Source organism: Actinocorallia populi, assembly GCF_002995495.1.
Lineage (GTDB): Bacteria > Actinomycetota > Actinomycetes > Streptosporangiales > Streptosporangiaceae > Actinocorallia > Actinocorallia populi.
Genome location: NZ_PVZV01000001.1, coordinates 704,024 through 719,797, shown reverse-complemented (window position 1 = coordinate 719,797; position 15,774 = coordinate 704,024). Strand labels below are relative to the sequence as shown.

Genomic DNA, 15,774 nt, shown 5'->3' with positions numbered 1-15,774 from the left:
CCATGAAGAAGCGGATCCTCATCGCGGTGGGCGTGCTGCTCGCGACCGTGCTCGGCCTCACGGTCACCGCCGGATACCTGACGTTCGTACGCTCGGCCGAGAACCCGCCCGCCGAAGCGTGCGGCCGAGAACCGGGCCCCGGCCCCGTGGTCGTCGCGGCGGGCGCCAGCATGACCCAGGGAACGCTCGGCGCGAACTGGGTCGGCGCGCTGCGCGACCGGCCCGAGCACCGGGGGTACGAGTTCGTCAACGCAGGCGTCAACGGCGACACCAGCGGCGGCCTCCTCGAACGGGTCGACTCCGACATCGTGGCGTGCCGCCCGGACGCGGTCACGATCCTGGTCGGCACCAACGACGTCCTCGACGGCGTGCCCCTGGCGGAGTACCGCACCAATTTCGGCGCGATCGTCGGCCGGATCAAGGAGAGGACCTCGGCCCGGATCGCGCTGCTGTCCCTGCCCCCGATCGGCGAGGACCTCGGCTCGCGGCGCAACCGCGAACTCGTCGGCTACAACGCCGTGATCAAGGAGACCGCCGAGCGCGCCCGGGTCGACTACCTTCCCCTGCACGAGCAGGCGGTCGCCTTCCTCCAGGAGAACGGCGGCGGCACCCCGTACGGCTTCGATTTCGTGACCGCCCTCGCGGCCGGAGCCGAGCACCACCTCCTGGGGCGGAGCTGGGACGAGGTCTCCCGCGGCAACGGGCTCGCGCTCCTCGTCGACCACCTCCACCTGAACGACCGCGGCGGCGAGATCGTCACCGGCCTCGTCGCCCGGTGGCTGTCCGAAGGGCAGGCCGTCGCCCCGGACCGGTCATGACCCGCCTCGAGGGCGGTCCGCCGTCCGGCCCGGTGACGGCGGGCGGGCGGTGAGGGTTTCCAGGGGGTCGGCGAGGAGGGCGGAGAAGGCCAGTTCGGCGGCGCCCTGGAGGGTGGTGTCGTCGGCGAGGGCGGTGGTGGCCAGGCGGACGCGCTCCCGGGAGACGGGCAGGACGTGGGCGTCGATGCGGGAGCGGACGCGTGCGGCGGTGCCGGGGTAGAGGTCGCGGAGCATGCCGCCGAAGACCACCACGGCGGGGTTGAACAGGTTGATCAGGTTGACCACGCCGACGCCGAGCCAGTCGCCGATGTGGTCCAGCGCCCGTCCGGCGCGGGCGTCGCCCTGCCCGGCGAGTGCCACGACGGCGCGGATGCCGTCCCTGCCGAACAGTTCGCCGGAGCGTCCGGCGAGGTCGAGCAGCGCCTCCTCGCCGACCTCGGCCTCCAGGCAGCCGCGCGAGCCGCACAGGCACGGCCTGCCGTCGAACGGGTTCACCAGCATGTGGCCCAGTTCGCAGCCGTAGCCGCCGTCGCCGTCCAGGAGCTTGCCGCCGACGAGGATCCCGCCGCCCACGCCGACGTCCCCGTGCAGGTAGATCAGGTCGTCCGCGCCGACGCCGACGCCGCGCGTGTGTTCGGCGATCGCGCCCAGATGCGCCTCGTTGCCGACCTCGACGGGCAGGCCGAGCCCCAGGCCGTCCGCGAGTTTCGCGCCGAACGCCTGGTCGACCCAGCCGAGGTGCGGCCCGTAGCGCACCATCCCGTCGGCGCGCCTGACCATGCCGCAGTAGGACGCGCCGAGCCCGGCGCACACCGCGCCGGGCGCGGCCGCGGCGGCGAGTTCCCGGCCGAAGCCGGCGAGCACCCCGACGACGTCGTCGAGATCGACGCCGGCCCGGGGCCGCACCGCCTCACGGCGCTCCAGGATCCGCCCGCCGAGCCCGACCCGCGCCGCCACCAGCCGGTCCACCGCCACGTCGAACGCCAGCCCGAAGACCCGCTCCGGCTCGGGCGTGACGACCAGGGACGGCCGCCCGGCACGCCCCGTCTCCGCCGGTTTCTCCTCCCGCACCAGCCCCGCCGCGGCGAGCTCCGCGGTCAACGTCATGATCGTGCTGCGGTTCAGCCCCATCCGCCCGGCGAGCGCGGCCCGCGACAGGGCGCCCTCCACGTGCACCCGCCGCAGCAGCTCCCCCAGATGGCGCTGCCGTATCTCCTCCTGCGTCCGCCCGCCCCGGCCCGCCCTGCTGTCCGCCATGCGGCCAGTATCGCCGCACCGCCCGCCGGGCGGCCTTCCGCCGTCGCACGTGACCTATATCTCTGACTGGACAGACAAGGCCGGGATGTGTTGTCATGCACGAGGTCTGTAATTGCAAGTCACTTGCAATAGCTAACGAAGGGCGGAGAATACGTGAGGTCGTGGAGGGGCGGGGCGAGGACGCTGGCCGCGGCGGTGCTCGTCGCCGGGCTCGCGGCGTGTTCGGCGCCGGACGCGGAGAGCGGGCAGGACCTCTCGACGCTGACCGTGGGACTGGCCACCGAGCCGGACACCCTGAGCCCCCTGCTCGGGTACGGCAAGGACGGCAACTCCAAGATCTTCGACGGGCTCCTCCAGCGGAACCAGAAGCTCGAACTGGAACCCGCGCTCGCGACCGCCCTGCCCGAGGTGTCGCAGGACGGGCTGACCTACACCTACACACTGCGGCAGGGCGTGAAGTTCAGCGACGGGACGCCGTTCACCGCCGCCGACGTCGTCTTCACCTACGAGACGATCCTCGACGAGAAGACCAGCAACGGCTCCCGGGACGAGATCGCGGCGGTGGAGAGCGTCACCGCCGAAGGCGACCACACCGTCGTCTTCAGGCTGAAGTACCCCTACGCGCCGTTCGCCGAGCGCACGGTGCTGCCCATCGCCTCGCAGAAGGCCGCCGCCGGGCAGGACGTCGACACCGGCGCCTACAACACCTCCCCCGTCGGGACCGGGCCTTACGTCCTCGAGTCCTGGCGCAAGGGCGAGAAGATGGTCCTCAAGGCCAACCCCGGCTACTGGGGCGGCGCCCCCGAGGTGAAGACCTTCACCGCCGTCTTCATCCCCGACGACGACGTCCGGGCGACCCGGCTGCGGGCCGGGGAGCTCGACGGGGCCGTGCTCCCGCCCTCCCTCGCCCGGACGTTCGAGAAGGCCGACGGGACCCGCGTCATGCGCGCCGAGTCCGTCGACTACCGGTCCGTCACCCTGCCGACCGGCAACCCCGTCACCGGCGACAAGGCCGTCCGGCAGGCGCTCAACCTGGCCGTCGACCGCGAACTCATGGTCGAGTCGATCCTCCGGGGCTCCGGACGGCCCGCCTACGGCCCCATCCCCGAGAACAGCCCGTGGTTCGCCCCGGAGACCAAGGTCGCCCACGACGACGCGAAGGCGGCGCAGATCCTCGACGCGGCCGGATGGAAGGCCGGAGACGGCGGGGTCCGCGAGAAGGACGGGCGGCGCGCGTCCTTCGACCTCTGGTACCCCTCCGGCGACAAGCTCCGCCAGGACCACGCGCTCGCCTACGCCTCCGAGGCCAAGGGGATCGGCGTCGAGGTGAAGGTGCAGGCCGGGACGTGGGAGGTCATCGAGCCCCTCCTCGGCGAGGACGCGGTGCTCGCGGGCGGCGGTGCCGGGTTCGACCCGGACTTCGACCTCTACTCGACCCTGCACTCCGGCCTCATCGGCAACGGCTGGAACAACATGGGGCACTACACCGACCCCGGCGTCGACGAGGCGCTGGACGCCGGCCGCGAGAGCGGCGACGAGGCCGAACGCCGCGAGGCCTACACCACCGTCCAGCAGCGGTTCGCCGACAACCCCGGCTACACCTACCTCACCCACATCGGCCACGACTACGTCGTCTCCGACGCGTACGAGGGCCTGACGACCCAGCTCGAGCCGCACGACCACGGCATGGGCGGCCCCTGGTGGAACCTCCAGGACTGGACCCTTCCGCGGTGACCTCCCTCGTGAAGGCGCCTCCGCGGGTCCCGCGCGCCCCCTTCGGGCGGCGGGGCCTGGGCGGGACGCTGCTGCGGCTGGTCGGACGGCGGCTGCTGGCGGCCGTGCCGGTGCTGGCCGCGGTCACCTTCGGGGTGTTCGCGCTGTCCGCGGCCTCGCCGTTCGACCCCGTCAAGCAGTACCTGGGGTCGGCGGCGCTCACCGCGTCGCAGGAGACCCTCGACCAGGTCGCCCGCAACCTCGGCGTGGACGAGCCCTTCCCCCGGCAGTGGTGGAACTGGCTGACGTCCGCGCTGACCGGCGACCTCGGCGAGTCCAGCATCTTCCGGCAGCCGGTCGCCGACGTGATCGCCGAACGGATCGGGTGGACCGCGCTGCTGTGCGCCACCGGGCTCGCGGCGGCCATCGCGGTGGCGGTCGTCCTGGGGGTCGCGGCCGCCCGGCGGCCCGGCGGCCCGCTGGACCGCTCCCTCACCTCCCTGGCCTACGCGCTGGAGGCCGCCCCCTCGTTCTGGGTCGGCCTGCTGGCCATCTGGTTCTTCGCACTCCAGCTCGGCGTCCTGCCCGCGGGCGGCCTCAGCGAACCTGGCTCCGACACCATCACCCCCGGCGGGCTGCTGCGGCACCTCGTGCTGCCCGCGGGGGTCCTGGCGATCTCCCAGATGCCGTGGTTCCTGCTCTACGTCCGGCAGGGCGTCACCGAGGCCCTCACCGAGGACCCCGTGCGCGGCGCCCGCGCCCGCGGCCTGCGCGAACGCACCGTCCTGTTCGGCCACGCGCTGCGCTCGGGCCTCCTGCCCGTGCTCACCCTGATCGGCACCCGCGTCCCCGAGGTGATCACCGGGGCCCTCCTCATCGAGACGATCTTCAGCTGGCCCGGCATGGCCGCGGCCACCACCGAGGCCGCCACCGCCGCCGACTTCCCCCTCCTCGCCGCGGTCACCGTCCTCGCCGCCGCCGCGGTCCTGGCCGGGAACCTCCTCTCCGACGTCCTCTACTGCCTGGCCGACCCCCGAGTGAACCCGGAGGAACTGTGACACCCCTCCAGCCCGAGCCCGGGGGGCGGAACCCGATGCGGACCCGGGTCTCGGCGGGGATCGTCGCGGTCCTCGCGCTGGCGGTGCTGTCCGTGCCGCTGTTCTTCCCGCTCGACCAGCAGGCCGTCAACCTGCGCGAGACGCTGCTGCCCCCGTCCTGGGAGCACCCGTTCGGCACCGACGGCAGTGGGCGCGACGTGCTGCTGCGCTGCGTCTACGGGCTGCGGGTCTCGCTGTTCGTGGGGATCGTCGCCGCGTTCGGGGCCGCGCTCATCGGCACCGCGGTCGGAGCCGCGGCGGGACTGCTCGGCGGCCGGACCGACCGGTTCGTCATGCGGATCGTCGACACCTTCTCCTCCGTCCCCCACCTCATGCTCGGCATCTTCATCATCGCGATGTTCCGACCCGGGGTCTGGCCGGTGATCCTGTCGATCGGGCTCACGCACTGGCTCTCCACGACGCGGATCGTCCGCGCCGAGGTGCTCTCCCTGCGCGGCCGCCCGTACGTCGACGCCGCCGTCTCCGGGGGCGCGTCGCGGATCCGGGTCGCCACCCGGCACCTCGTCCCGGCGGTCCTGCCCCAGGCCGGGCTCGCCGCCGTCCTGCTGGTGCCGCACGCGGTCTGGCACGAGACCGCGCTGTCCTTCCTCGGCCTCGGCCTCCCCTCCCACCAGGCCAGCCTCGGCAACATGATCCAGGACTCCCGCGGCACCCTCCTGGCCGGAGACTGGTGGCCGACGCTCTTCCCGGGGCTGTTCATCATCGTGCCCACCCTCGCGATCGCCGGCCTCGCCGGCGCGTGGCGGGAACGCCTGAACCCGCGACGCCGATCGGAGCTGATGTTGTGAGCCCCCTCCTTTCCGTCCGCGACCTCTCGGTGCGCTTCACCGTGCACCGGTCCCGCTCCCGACGCCGGGTCGCCGCCGTCACCGGCGCCTCCTTCGACCTCGCCCCCGGCGAATGCCTGGCCCTCGTCGGCGAGAGCGGCTGCGGCAAGTCCGTCCTCGCCTCGGCCCTCCTCGGCCTCCTCCCCGCCAACGCCACCACCACCGGCAACGCCCTCCTCGCCCCCGCCCCGCCCGCCGGCGACGAACGCGCCCTGACGGCCGACGGCACCGCCCTCGAGAACGGACGCGGCCTGCCGACCGGTCCAGGTGACGGACCGAACCTGCCGACCGGCGCTGACGCCGGAGCCGGGAGCGGGTCAAGCCTGCCGACCGACGCTGACACCGGAGCCGGGAGCGGGCCGGGCCTACTGACCGGTGTTGGCGCCGGAGCCGGGAGCGGGCCGGGCCTGCCGACCGGCGCTGACGCCGGAGCCGGTCTCGAAGGCGGGCTCGATCTGCTCTCCGCCGGGGAGCGGGTGCTCGCCTCCCGGGTGCGGGGGCGCCTGGTCGGGCTGATCCCGCAGAGCCCGGCGGGGCACCTGACGCCCGTTCGCACGATCCGTTCCCAGCTCGCCGAGACGATCCGGGAGCTGACCGGCGTCTCCAAGGCGGACCTCGGCGGGGCCGTCCTGGCCGCCGCGGAGCGGGCCGCGTTCCCCGCCGACCACCTGGACCTGCATCCGCACGAACTGTCGGGAGGGCTGGCCCAGCGCGCGGCCACCGCGCTGGCCCTCGTCGGCGGCGCGCCGCTCCTGCTCGCCGACGAGCCGACGACGGGCCTGGACCGCGACCTCGTCGACAGGACCGTCGCCGAGCTGCGCGGCCATGTCGGCACCGGCCGCACCCTGCTGATGATCACCCATGACCTGGCCGCCGCCGAGCAGATCGCCGACCGGGTGGCCGTCATGTACGCGGGCCGTATCGTCGAGCTCACCGACGCCGCCTCCTTCTTCGGCTCACCCGGGCCCCGCCATCCCTACGCCCGCCGGCTGCTCGACGCCCTCCCCACCAGGGCGTTCGCCCCTATCCCCGGCATGCCACCCGAACTGGACGCCCTCCCGTCCGGCTGCGCCTTCGCCCCCCGCTGCGCCGCCGCCACCCCCGTCTGCACCACGGACCTGCCCCTCCTGGAGAACGGGGTGGCCTGCCACCACCCGCACACCCCGATCCCGCACCCCGGCACCGACATTCCGCGCCTGTCCGATCACCCGGAGTTCCCGGCGGATCCGGCGGAGCCCGCCAGCGAGCATCCGGAGAAGAACGATGCCCTCCACTCCTGAGGCCTCCGGCAGCGCCGTCCAGCGCGAAAAGGGCCCCGCCCCCGCCCTGGAGCTGCGCTCCATCACCGCCGGCTACCCGGGACGGCCGCCCGTCGTCCGCGACGTCTCGCTCACCGTCCCCGCCGGAGAGTCCGTCGCCCTGCTGGGCCCCAGCGGCTGTGGAAAATCCACCCTCGCCAGGGTCGCCGCCCTCCTCCACCGTCCCGACGCGGGTTCGGTGTCCCTCCACGGCGCTCCCGTGACCGGCTGGCGCTACCGCGCTCCCAGGGCCCAGCGCACGTCGATCGGCTTCGTCTTCCAGCAGCCCCGCACCGCGGCCGACCCCCGCCTGACCCTCGCCGACCTCATCGCCGAGCCCCTGCGCGCCACCCGGGCCGTCCCCCGCCGCGACCGCGCCGCCGCCGACGAGCACGTCCGCCCCCTCGCCGCGAGCGTCGGCCTCACCGGCGACCTCCTCACCCGCCGCCCCCACGAGGTCAGCGACGGCCAGCTCCAGCGCGCCTGCCTGGCCCGTGCGCTGGTCCTGCGCCCGTCACTCCTCATCTGCGACGAGATGACGGCCATGCTGGACGCCTCCACCACCGCCACCCTCGTGAACGCCGTCGAGTCCTACCGCGCCGAGACCGGGGCCGCCCTCCTGGCCATCGGCCACGACCGGCCCCTTCTCACCCGCTGGTGCGCCCGCCTCGTCGACTACCCGGCCCTGCCCGTCCCGGCCTCCGCCGGACCGCGGCCGCCTTCCCTGCGGGAGACCGCCCACCACCACTGAGACCTCCCTCGCGGGTCCTCGGCGCGGCCGGGTGAGCCGCCCCGCGTGCCGTCCTGCGGATTCCAGGCCGGTCCTCAGCGGGGTTCGAGCCGGATGAGGACGGCCCGTCCCCGGTCGTCCACGCGGATCACGGCGGCCAGCCGGTCGGCGTTGATGTCCTGTTCGATGGCACGGGCGCGTTCTTCGGGAACGAAGAAGCTGTCGAGGCCGCAGCTGTGCGATTCGCAGCTCAGGTAGGGGGACTTCGGGCGGACCGTGACGGGTCCGGTGCCCTTCCACAGGGAACCGTCGCGGACGAGCGGAACGTAGAAACCGGCCGAACCAGGGGGGCCGTCGGGCAGCCCCGGGTAGCTCAGCTGGACGTAGGCGCCGCGGAACGGGTCGATCGGATCGACGGGAGCGACCGCCAGCCGGTACTCCGCGCCGGTCAGGCGGGCCGACAACTGCGGCTGGACGACCCCGACGGCGAGCGCTCCCTGGACGAGCACGGCCGCGGCCACCCAGGCGGGACGGGGGAAGGACCTCATCGGGACACCTCCGTGATCAGGCGGCGCCCCCGGTGGGCGAGCACGCCGGTGCCGAGGAAGACGGCGCCGAGCACCAGGAACAGCGCCGCGCCGGAAAACAGCGGGGCGAAGATCGCGAAACTCTGCGTGGTGACGAAGACGACCAGCGCACCCGTGGCCAGCGGCACCACCCCCGGCAGCGCCCGTGCCGTCCCCAGCACCGCGAACCAGGCCGCCGCCAGTACGTATCCGACGATCCCCGCGACGGCCCGGACGAGCGCCTCCCCGGACGGAGACGCCATCGACCCGTCCGGATTCCAGACCGCCAGCAGGAGTCCTCCGCCCAGGATTCCCAGGATCGCCGCGACCTCTCCACGGGCGAATCCCGGACGGCCTTCCGCTCCGCGGGGAGCACCGAACCAGGCCACTGCGGCGACGAGGACCGCTACGGCGACGGCGCCCGACCACAACACGCCCGTCGCGTCGAAAGAGCCGTCAGGGATGGCCACCAGGTAGAGCCCGACCAGGGAGAGCAGCACTCCGGCGGGACGCCAGACCGTCGCGAAGGCGGGGGTCCGGCGCTCGTGCAGGAGGGCGAGAGCGGTCGCGAAGACGGCGGCGACGAGCATGGCGCACGCCACCACGCCGTAGCTTCCCGTGTTGTCGGCGGCCCACCAGGCGTACCAGCCGACGCCGAGGCCGACCGCGACGACCAGCGGAGCCCTCCCCCGGGTGGCGTAGGCGTAGGCGAGCGCTCCTCCGGCCCACGCTCCGAGGAGTTCCGGACTGCCCGCCGGTACGTGCAGGTTCTGCGCCGCCTGGAAGACCACCCCGCCTCCCGCGGCCACCGCGATCACCTGGACCGCGGCCGGCAGCGCGCCGGAGAACCGGGAGGCGAGCAGCTCCGCGACGGCCACCGCGGTCAGCCAGATCACGACGATCCCGGCGAGCCGCACCGTCGGCGACAACTCCTCGTAGTTCGCCGCGACGGCCCAGAGCAGGCCGACGCCCACGAACGCCGCGCCGAGGACCAGTGCGAGCCGTTCCAGGGCGAACCGGCGGCTCCCGTCGTACCGGGCCTCGATCCCGGCCGCCGTGTCCCCGTCGATCAGCCCGGCCGCCTGCCAGGCGGCCAGCTCGCCCCGCAACCAGGCGAGCCGTTTAGGCGAAATGTGCACTGCGTCCATGCGCGCCAGTATGGTCCGGCGACGGACACCGCGTCCTGAGCACAACTACTCAATCCGCTTGAGCGCCCGGACACCGGAGACCGTGCGGTCGCTCACCCCGATCCAGCCGGGCTGCCTGCGGATCGCCGCGAACCCGCCGGGAAGGCCCGTGCGGGAATCCCGTCAACCGGCCGGGTCGAAGTCGACTTTCGGTGACTTCGCGGCCGGGGAGGCGAAGGCGAGGAGCCGGTGCGCCTCGGCTTCGACCGCCTCGGTGTCCGCCGGGGACAGCCCCGCGAAGGGTGTGACGGCCACGCTCCCCTTGCCGAGTTTCCAGGTGCCGCAGACGAAACCGTCCACCAGGACGGTCCCCTTCACGATGCCGTTCTTGGTGACGACCCGGGGGAGGTGCCCGGCGTCGAGGATGCGGGAGCGGTCGGCGTGCGACAGGACCACGTTGTCGTACTCGGCGAGGAGCCGGACGGGGACGGGAGCGTCCTCGTCCGGGAGCGGCAGATCCGGCAGGTCGTACAGGAGGCGGCCCTGCTCGTCCCGGAAGGTGCGCAGGTCGAGACCGGCGCAGACCTCCGCCAGCCCGGTGAGCCCGGACCATTTCTGCATGTCGGCCACGGACGCAGGCCCGAACGCCGCCAGGTAGCGGAGCAGCACCTCACCGGCCTGGGCGGTCCTGTCGACGGGACTCCCCAGCCAGCTCTCCATCTCCGCCCAGGCGGGCATCCCGCTCCTGCCCCACAACCCGCGGGGCGGTGTCTGCAGGACGGGGACGAGGAACTGCGCGACACGGGCCAGCCCGGCCGGATCGTGCTCCGGCCACTGCTTCCCCAGCCGTTCCCCGAGCTCCTTGCTCCCGCGCGGCTCGGCCAGGAACTCCCTCGCCGCCTCGGCCAGCGCCTCGAGGTCGGGGATCTTCGCCAGCGCGGCGGCCCACGTGGAGTTCCCGCGCAGCTGGCGGTCGATGACGGGGCCCATCACGTGCCGGAGCCGCAGGCAGTCGTCGGCCGTCACGAGATGGACGGTGCAGCGCATGAGGCTCGCCCGGACCGCCTTCCGTCCGGCCACCAGCTCCGCCAGGTCGTCCGGAGCGAACCCCTCCACCCGCGACCAGAGCCCGAAATAGGGCGGAATCGGCTGCTGAGCCTGCAGGCCGACCAGGTGCCGCAGCACCTCCTCCGTCCCGAGCCGCGTCCTCTCGTCGAGCAGCTGCCGCCGCAGGAGCGCCCGGTTGAGCGCCCGGCGGCTGAGGACCTTCCCGGAACCCGTCATGGCCTCACCCTAACGACGGGCGCCGACAGTCCTCTCAGCTCCGGTGGCCCCCGGTGACCTCGCGCTCGTAGACGGTGAGGGCGTCCACGACCAGCCGGCGCTGCTCGGGGGTGAGGGGCTCCAGTGCCGTCCGCCAGGCTCCCGCGCTCTGCGCCAGCCAGTCGTGGATCGACCGCCGGTGGCCGTCGGCGATGCTGACGATCGTGCGGCGGCGGTCGGCGGGGTCCTCGCGGCGCTCCAGGATGCCCTGCCTGCTGAGGTCGCCGACCATGAGGCTGACGGTGGTGGGCGCCACCTCCAGCCGCTCCGCCAGGGCGTTCACCCCGGTGGGCCCGTCGAACAGCAGGTAGGCCAGCAGCGACAGGTGGCGCGGGGCCAGATCGAAGGACCGCAGCGCGGGCGGGACCCTGAGCTTCTTGGCGGCCCCCACCATGCGCGGCATCAGCAGCAGCATCGTGCGGATGCCGTCGTCGACCGTCAGACCCGCGGAGTCCGGCTCGCCGGTTGACATACCTTTGCTCCCAAAATAGCTTTGCTCTATAAGTGTATTTGCTTACAAAGCAAATCGACCGTGTCCTCCCAGGATAGAGAGGCCCGCCTTGAGCGAGTGGAACCTGAAGATCATCGAGGAGTTCCGTGCCAACGAAGGCAGAGTCGGCGGCATGTTCGAGGGCGCCGCGCTGCTCCTGCTGACCACCACAGGCGCCAGGAGCGGCCGCCGCCACACCACACCGCTGACCTACCTGGACGACGGCGGCCGCCTGCTCGTCTTCGCCTCCAACGCCGGCGGCCCGAACCACCCCGCCTGGTACCACAACGTCCTCGCCGACCCCCGCGTCACCGTCGAGGTCGGCACCGCCTCCTACCGGGCAACGGCCCTCCCCCTGCAGGGAGGGGAACGCGACCGGCAGTACGCGCGCCAGAGCGAACTCGTCCCCGCCTACGCCGAGTACCAGCGGCAGACCACCCGCGCCATCCCCGTGGTCGCCCTGTACGACACCGCGCACCGCGCCGACCGCGCGGCGGCCATCGGCGACCACCTCGTGAAGGTCCACGCCGAACTGCTCGACCGGCTCGCCGCCATCCGAGAGGAGGCCGCCGCCTTCTTCACCGGCCGTCCCTCCGCCCGCCCCGCCCCCGACCTGGGCGCGCAACTGCGCACCCACTGCTTCACCGTCTGCGACGCGCTCGGCGAGCACCACACCAACGAGGACGCCGTGTTCCCCCGGCTCGAGAAGCTCTTCCCCGGCCTGTCCCCCACCCTGGAAAGGCTGCGCGACGAGCACCGGGCCGTCATCCGGACGAAGAACGCCCTACGCGCCCTCCTGGACGACGTCGAGACCACCGACCCCGCCCGCTTCCAGGCCGAGCTGACCCGGATGACCGCAGAACTGGAAGCCCACTTCGCCTACGAGGAGGAGCAGCTCGTCCCCCTGCTCAACTCCGTGACCCTCGCCCACCCGGAATCCTGACCGGAAGCACGTTCTCCGAGCTCTTCACGGGTGCGAACGGATGAAGGCACCACAGAACCCCTCATACACTCGAACCCGTGATCTTCAAGGCAGTGGGCGAAGGCCGCCCCTATCCCGAGCACGGGCTCACCCAGCGGGACTGGGCGAACATCCCGCCCCGCCAGATCCTGCTGAGCCAGCTGGTCACCACCAAACGCGAGCTGGACCTCCACTCCCTCCTGGCCAAGGACTCCACCTTCTACGGCGACCTCTTCCCCCACGTCGTCCACTGGCAGAACACCCACTACCTGGAAGACGGCCTCCACAGAGCCCTCAGAGCCGCCCTCCACCAACGCACAGTCCTCCACGCCCGAATCCTGGACATGTTCTAAAAACCAAGAACCACCACCCAAGGACGAAAAGCCCCCCAAAGGACGAAAAACCCCACCACAGGATGGAAAGCCCCACCACAGGAGAACGGAAAGCCCCCCACAAAGAGCACCACGCGCAGGGGGGCGTGGGGGGAGACCCCCCACATCGGGGGGCCCGGGGGGTCGTCCCCCCGGTGGAAAAGGAGCCGGGCCCCCCGGCGAGCAGCCCCGAAGGGCTGCGAGCAGGAGGGCCCGCACGGCGGTGGTGGAGGGATTTGAACCCTCGGATGAGTTGCCCCATCACGCGCTTTCGAGGCGCGCGCCCTCGGCCACTAGGCGACACCACCGCGGGAGAGCCTACCTGACTCTGCGGGTGGAGAAGAAACGGATAAGGGGGGCGGCGCATTCTTCGGCGAGGATCCCCGTGACGACCTCGGGGTTGTGGTTGAGGCGACGGTCGCGGGCGACGTCCCAGAGGGAGCCGATGGCGCCTGCTTTGGGGTCGGTGGCGCCGTAGACGATGCGGTCGACGCGGGCGAGGACGGCTGCTCCGGCGCACATGGTGCAGGGTTCGAGGGTGACGGTGAGGGTGCAGCCGGTGAGGCGCCATCGGCCGAGGGCCGTGGCGGCGCGGCGGAGGGCGAGGATCTCGGCGTGGGCGGTGGGGTCGCCGGTGTGTTCTCGTTCGTTGTGGGCGCGGGCCAGGACGGTGCCGTCGGGTCCGGTGACCACGGCGCCGATGGGGACGTCGGGGTCGGCTCGGTGGGCTTCGGTGAGGGCTTGGCGCATCCAGGCCCGGTAGCGGGGCAGCGGGTCGTCGGGCATGGCTCAGGCGCGGAGGGAGTCGAGTTCTTCGGTGAATCCGGCGTGTTCGGCGATGTCGGTGAGGGCGTCGGTGGGGATGGCGCGCTCGCTGAGCCGCAGGAGCCGGGTTTCGTCGGTGCCGAGGTCGGCGAGGAGGGCGGGGTCGCCGAGGGGGTCGCCGTCGGCGGCGGGTCCGGTGTGCTCGCCGACGGGTTCGGTGAGCTCGGTGAGGAGCCCGCCGAGGGCGCTGTTGTGGGCGGCGGAGCCGTCGGAGAGGAAGACCCTGGGGTCGTCTTCCCCGTCGAGGCGGAGGACGCCGAACCAGGCGTCGTTCTCCTCGACGAGGAGGAGGACGGGGCCGCCGGAGGTTTCGAGGGCGGCTTCGCGAAGGAGGTCGGTCACATCCTCGGTCGTCTCGCTTTCGGCGAGTTCGGCCTCGGCGGCCATCCAGCCTTCATCGGTCTGCGCGAACACTGCGGCGAAGTACGGCACTCCTCTATTGTGACCTGCGGTCACGCCAGGCTGTCGAGGGCCCGCTCCAGGGGTGCGGCGAAACCGATCTTCTCGCCGACGGAGAGCAGCATCTCGTCGGGGTAGGCCTCGAGGTCGCCGGAGATCGCGCCGAGCTCCATCTCGTCCATGCCGAGGTCGGCGAAGATCGACATGTCGCCGACGGGCAGCACCTGGTCGAGGTCGTCGTCCTCGTCGGGGATGTCGATCTCCAGGTACTCCAGGACCTGCCGGGCGAGCGGCCAGTCGAGGGAGGCGGTGACGTCGGAGAGGAAGACCATCACCTCCTCGCCGAGGATGCGGACCGCGACGAAGAAGTCGTCGCCGACCGCGGCCAGTCCGATGGTGCCGCCGAGCCCCGGGATCTGCCGGAGCGCGTGGACGAATCCGTCGAGGTCCTCGGTCAGCGCCACTGGAAGGAGTTCGGCCTCCCAGCTGGTTTCCTCCCGATACACCACGACGGCGAAATCTGTCGCCTCGTTGTCCGTCATCACTCACCCGCCGAGTCCTGTGCGCCCACCGGAATGTTCCCAGATGCCGGGCCGCGGTGAGGGGAGAGCCGGGTAATTCCTCGTTGCCCGGTCGCTTCGCTCGGGCGGTCCGGCCGGAACGATGGATCAGTACCGAACACTACTCAGTACGAAAAGTCCTCCTTCGGAGGGTCGCATGGATCTGCGCGCGCCGGGAGCGGCGGGGGGCCACCCGCCGGCGAAGCTCCCGCGCCTCGGCGAGGTCGCGCAGGAAGGCGGCGCGGCGCCGGAGCCGGTCACGGACCTCCTCCTCCGTCCACTGTTCACTCCCGTCCATGGGCCTCTCCTTCCCGCTCCACCATGTCTCATCCCTGTTAGCGTGAAGAACATGGAGATCCTCGCGGTGGACCACCCGCTTGTGGCACACAAATTGACTACTTTGCGTGACGTGAGCACCGATTCGCCAACATTTCGCCGTCTGGCCGACGAACTCGTCACTCTGCTGGCCTACGAGGCCACCCGTGACGTGCGCGTGACCTCCGTCACCGTGGACACGCCGGTCCGGCCCGCCAAGGGCGTCCGCCTGGCCCGCCCGGTCCCGCTGGTGGTGCCGATCCTGCGGGCGGGCCTGGGCATGCTGGACGGCATGACGCGGCTGCTGCCCACCGCCGAGGTCGGCTTCCTCGGGATGGTCCGCAACGAGGGCACCCTGCAGGCCGAGACGTACGCCACCCGCCTGCCGGACGACCTGTCGGGCCGCCAGTGCTACGTCCTCGACCCGATGCTCGCCACCGGCGGGACCCTGGCCGCCGCGATCGGCCTGCTGTTCGACCGGGGCGCCCGCGACGTCACCGCGATCACCCTGCTGGCCGCCCCGGAGGGCCTGGCGGTGGTGGAGCGCGCCTTCCCCGACACCACCCCGATCAAGGTGGTCACCGCCGCGATCGACGAGCGGCTCGACGAGAACGGCTACATCGTCCCCGGCCTCGGCGACGCCGGCGACCGTCTGTACGGAACGGTCTGACGAAGGCACGACACATCGGTGTCCGCCAGGTTCGACCGGCATCTCCTCCGGGTAATAACCACGCACGGAGCGTGATGCTCCTCTCGCCGCCCTGGCCCGCTGGGGGACCCGCCGGGGCTTTGCGAGCGAGGTGAGGAAACGCGTCGATGGCTCAGGACCTGCAGGCTTACGAAGAACTGGCCGGGCGGCTGCGCAAGGAGTTCGCCGCCGTCCATCCGGTTTCCACCGTCGATCGATGCGTCTCCGCCGCACTTCACGGCGCTCATGACGTGATCGGATCGGACGAACCGGATCTGGTCGAGAAGATAGCCCGCCGACACCTGCGTGTGCTCGCGATCGTGGCCGCTGAAAGGTCACCCCGCCTCGGCGGATGAAATCGCGAAACCCCCGGTGGGAAAGGGGTTTT

19 protein-coding genes and 1 tRNA gene are annotated in these 15,774 nt (G+C 72.4%); 10 read left to right on the top strand and 10 right to left on the bottom strand.

The genetic code is table 11. The features are described from left to right. Window positions 1-2: 2 nt before the first annotated feature. The gene (locus C2865_RS03605) at window positions 3-818 is read left to right on the top strand and encodes an SGNH/GDSL hydrolase family protein (RefSeq protein WP_106396811.1); all 816 of its coding nucleotides are present in this window, start codon (window positions 3-5) and stop codon (window positions 816-818) included. On the opposite strand, the gene C2865_RS03600 is transcribed toward C2865_RS03605, so the two are convergent. Further along, window positions 813-2,075: an ROK family transcriptional regulator gene (locus tag C2865_RS03600; RefSeq protein ID WP_106396810.1), complete on the bottom strand. Its 1,263-nt coding sequence runs from the start codon at window positions 2,073-2,075 to the stop codon at window positions 813-815. The genes C2865_RS03605 and C2865_RS03600 overlap by 6 nt on opposite strands. Before the next feature lie 153 nt (window positions 2,076-2,228). Between C2865_RS03600 and C2865_RS39900 the strand changes: the two genes are divergently transcribed. From C2865_RS39900 to C2865_RS03575, 5 genes are read left to right on the top strand one after another with little or no spacing between them, the layout of a single operon-like run. Then, a complete protein-coding gene (locus C2865_RS39900; RefSeq protein ID WP_198652866.1) occupies window positions 2,229-3,809 on the top strand; it encodes an ABC transporter substrate-binding protein in 1,581 nt (526 codons plus the stop codon). Next, window positions 3,806-4,846: an ABC transporter permease gene (locus tag C2865_RS39895; protein WP_232835324.1), complete on the top strand. Its 1,041-nt coding sequence runs from the start codon at window positions 3,806-3,808 to the stop codon at window positions 4,844-4,846. The genes C2865_RS39900 and C2865_RS39895 overlap by 4 nt, the downstream gene beginning before the upstream one ends. Before the next feature lie 35 nt (window positions 4,847-4,881). Beyond that, a complete protein-coding gene (locus C2865_RS03590) occupies window positions 4,882-5,694 on the top strand; it encodes an ABC transporter permease (protein ID WP_106396809.1) in 813 nt (270 codons plus the stop codon). Next, entirely contained in the window at window positions 5,691-7,013 is a 1,323-nt protein-coding gene (locus tag C2865_RS41310; RefSeq protein WP_269802688.1) for an oligopeptide/dipeptide ABC transporter ATP-binding protein, read from the top strand. The genes C2865_RS03590 and C2865_RS41310 overlap by 4 nt, the downstream gene beginning before the upstream one ends. After that, complete coding sequence (locus C2865_RS03575; RefSeq protein WP_106396808.1) at window positions 6,997-7,782, top strand: ABC transporter ATP-binding protein; 786 nt, start codon at window positions 6,997-6,999, stop codon at window positions 7,780-7,782. Before C2865_RS41310 ends, C2865_RS03575 begins: the two co-directional genes overlap by 17 nt. Window positions 7,783-7,856: 74 nt before the next feature. Here the strand turns inward: C2865_RS03575 and C2865_RS03570 are convergent, their stop codons facing one another. The 4 genes from C2865_RS03570 to C2865_RS03555 all read right to left on the bottom strand — a co-directional run bounded on the left by C2865_RS03570 (window position 7,857) and on the right by C2865_RS03555 (window position 11,249). Further along, on the bottom strand, window positions 7,857-8,309 hold the full coding sequence (locus tag C2865_RS03570; protein WP_106396807.1) for a GDYXXLXY domain-containing protein: 453 nt from the start codon (window positions 8,307-8,309) through the stop codon (window positions 7,857-7,859). Further along, a complete protein-coding gene (locus tag C2865_RS03565; protein ID WP_106396806.1) occupies window positions 8,306-9,475 on the bottom strand; it encodes a DUF2157 domain-containing protein in 1,170 nt (389 codons plus the stop codon). Before C2865_RS03565 ends, C2865_RS03570 begins: the two co-directional genes overlap by 4 nt. A gap of 162 nt (window positions 9,476-9,637) precedes the next feature. Beyond that, window positions 9,638-10,738: a winged helix DNA-binding domain-containing protein gene (locus tag C2865_RS03560; RefSeq protein ID WP_106396805.1), complete on the bottom strand. Its 1,101-nt coding sequence runs from the start codon at window positions 10,736-10,738 to the stop codon at window positions 9,638-9,640. A 34-nt stretch (window positions 10,739-10,772) separates the two neighbouring features. After that, window positions 10,773-11,249, bottom strand: coding sequence for a MarR family winged helix-turn-helix transcriptional regulator (locus tag C2865_RS03555; RefSeq protein WP_106396804.1), 477 nt, complete (start codon window positions 11,247-11,249; stop codon window positions 10,773-10,775). Between the two features lie 88 nt (window positions 11,250-11,337). Between C2865_RS03555 and C2865_RS03550 the strand changes: the two genes are divergently transcribed. Beyond that, window positions 11,338-12,210 (top strand): nitroreductase/quinone reductase family protein, encoded by an 873-nt coding sequence (locus C2865_RS03550; protein ID WP_232835323.1) that lies wholly within the window; start codon window positions 11,338-11,340, stop codon window positions 12,208-12,210. A 77-nt stretch (window positions 12,211-12,287) separates the two neighbouring features. After that, entirely contained in the window at window positions 12,288-12,581 is a 294-nt protein-coding gene (locus C2865_RS03545) for a type II toxin-antitoxin system VapB family antitoxin (protein WP_106396803.1), read from the top strand. A gap of 239 nt (window positions 12,582-12,820) precedes the next feature. Here C2865_RS03545 and C2865_RS03540 read toward each other — a convergent pair. From C2865_RS03540 to C2865_RS39890, 5 genes are all read right to left on the bottom strand, one after another. Beyond that, window positions 12,821-12,907: transfer RNA gene (locus C2865_RS03540), tRNA-Ser, on the bottom strand. Window positions 12,908-12,917: 10 nt separating this feature from the next. After that, window positions 12,918-13,385 (bottom strand): tRNA adenosine(34) deaminase TadA, encoded by a 468-nt coding sequence (gene tadA, locus C2865_RS03535; protein ID WP_232835322.1) that lies wholly within the window; start codon window positions 13,383-13,385, stop codon window positions 12,918-12,920. 3 nt (window positions 13,386-13,388) lie between these two features. After that, entirely contained in the window at window positions 13,389-13,856 is a 468-nt protein-coding gene (locus C2865_RS03530; protein ID WP_106396802.1) for a tRNA adenosine deaminase-associated protein, read from the bottom strand. A gap of 20 nt (window positions 13,857-13,876) precedes the next feature. Next, complete coding sequence (locus tag C2865_RS03525; RefSeq protein WP_106396801.1) at window positions 13,877-14,365, bottom strand: tRNA adenosine deaminase-associated protein; 489 nt, start codon at window positions 14,363-14,365, stop codon at window positions 13,877-13,879. A 139-nt stretch (window positions 14,366-14,504) separates the two neighbouring features. Then, window positions 14,505-14,681: a hypothetical protein gene (locus C2865_RS39890; protein ID WP_198652864.1), complete on the bottom strand. Its 177-nt coding sequence runs from the start codon at window positions 14,679-14,681 to the stop codon at window positions 14,505-14,507. Window positions 14,682-14,732: 51 nt separating this feature from the next. Here C2865_RS39890 and upp point away from each other — a divergent pair, with 51 nt between their 5' ends. Beyond that, window positions 14,733-15,368 (top strand): uracil phosphoribosyltransferase, encoded by a 636-nt coding sequence (upp, locus tag C2865_RS03520; RefSeq protein ID WP_106396800.1) that lies wholly within the window; start codon window positions 14,733-14,735, stop codon window positions 15,366-15,368. 146 nt (window positions 15,369-15,514) lie between these two features. Continuing rightward, the gene (locus C2865_RS03515; RefSeq protein ID WP_106396799.1) at window positions 15,515-15,742 is read left to right on the top strand and encodes a hypothetical protein; all 228 of its coding nucleotides are present in this window, start codon (window positions 15,515-15,517) and stop codon (window positions 15,740-15,742) included. The last annotated feature ends 32 nt before the right edge of the window (window positions 15,743-15,774 follow it).

What these genes read in the sequence shown, in the direction of transcription:
- C2865_RS03605 (WP_106396811.1), top strand. Translation starts at nt 3, where the DNA reads ATGAAGAAGCGGATCCTCATCGCGGTGGGCGTGCTGCTCGCGACCGTG.
- C2865_RS03600 (WP_106396810.1), bottom strand. Translation starts at nt 2,075, where the DNA reads ATGGCGGACAGCAGGGCGGGCCGGGGCGGGCGGACGCAGGAGGAGATA.
- C2865_RS03590 (WP_106396809.1), top strand. Translation starts at nt 4,882, where the DNA reads ATGCGGACCCGGGTCTCGGCGGGGATCGTCGCGGTCCTCGCGCTGGCG.
- C2865_RS03575 (WP_106396808.1), top strand. Translation starts at nt 6,997, where the DNA reads ATGCCCTCCACTCCTGAGGCCTCCGGCAGCGCCGTCCAGCGCGAAAAG.
- C2865_RS03570 (WP_106396807.1), bottom strand. Translation starts at nt 8,309, where the DNA reads ATGAGGTCCTTCCCCCGTCCCGCCTGGGTGGCCGCGGCCGTGCTCGTC.
- C2865_RS03565 (WP_106396806.1), bottom strand. Translation starts at nt 9,475, where the DNA reads ATGGACGCAGTGCACATTTCGCCTAAACGGCTCGCCTGGTTGCGGGGC.
- C2865_RS03560 (WP_106396805.1), bottom strand. Translation starts at nt 10,738, where the DNA reads ATGACGGGTTCCGGGAAGGTCCTCAGCCGCCGGGCGCTCAACCGGGCG.
- C2865_RS03555 (WP_106396804.1), bottom strand. Translation starts at nt 11,249, where the DNA reads ATGTCAACCGGCGAGCCGGACTCCGCGGGTCTGACGGTCGACGACGGC.
- tadA (WP_232835322.1), bottom strand. Translation starts at nt 13,385, where the DNA reads ATGCCCGACGACCCGCTGCCCCGCTACCGGGCCTGGATGCGCCAAGCC.
- C2865_RS03525 (WP_106396801.1), bottom strand. Translation starts at nt 14,365, where the DNA reads ATGACGGACAACGAGGCGACAGATTTCGCCGTCGTGGTGTATCGGGAG.
- C2865_RS39890 (WP_198652864.1), bottom strand. Translation starts at nt 14,681, where the DNA reads ATGGACGGGAGTGAACAGTGGACGGAGGAGGAGGTCCGTGACCGGCTC.
- upp (WP_106396800.1), top strand. Translation starts at nt 14,733, where the DNA reads ATGGAGATCCTCGCGGTGGACCACCCGCTTGTGGCACACAAATTGACT.
- C2865_RS03515 (WP_106396799.1), top strand. Translation starts at nt 15,515, where the DNA reads ATGGCTCAGGACCTGCAGGCTTACGAAGAACTGGCCGGGCGGCTGCGC.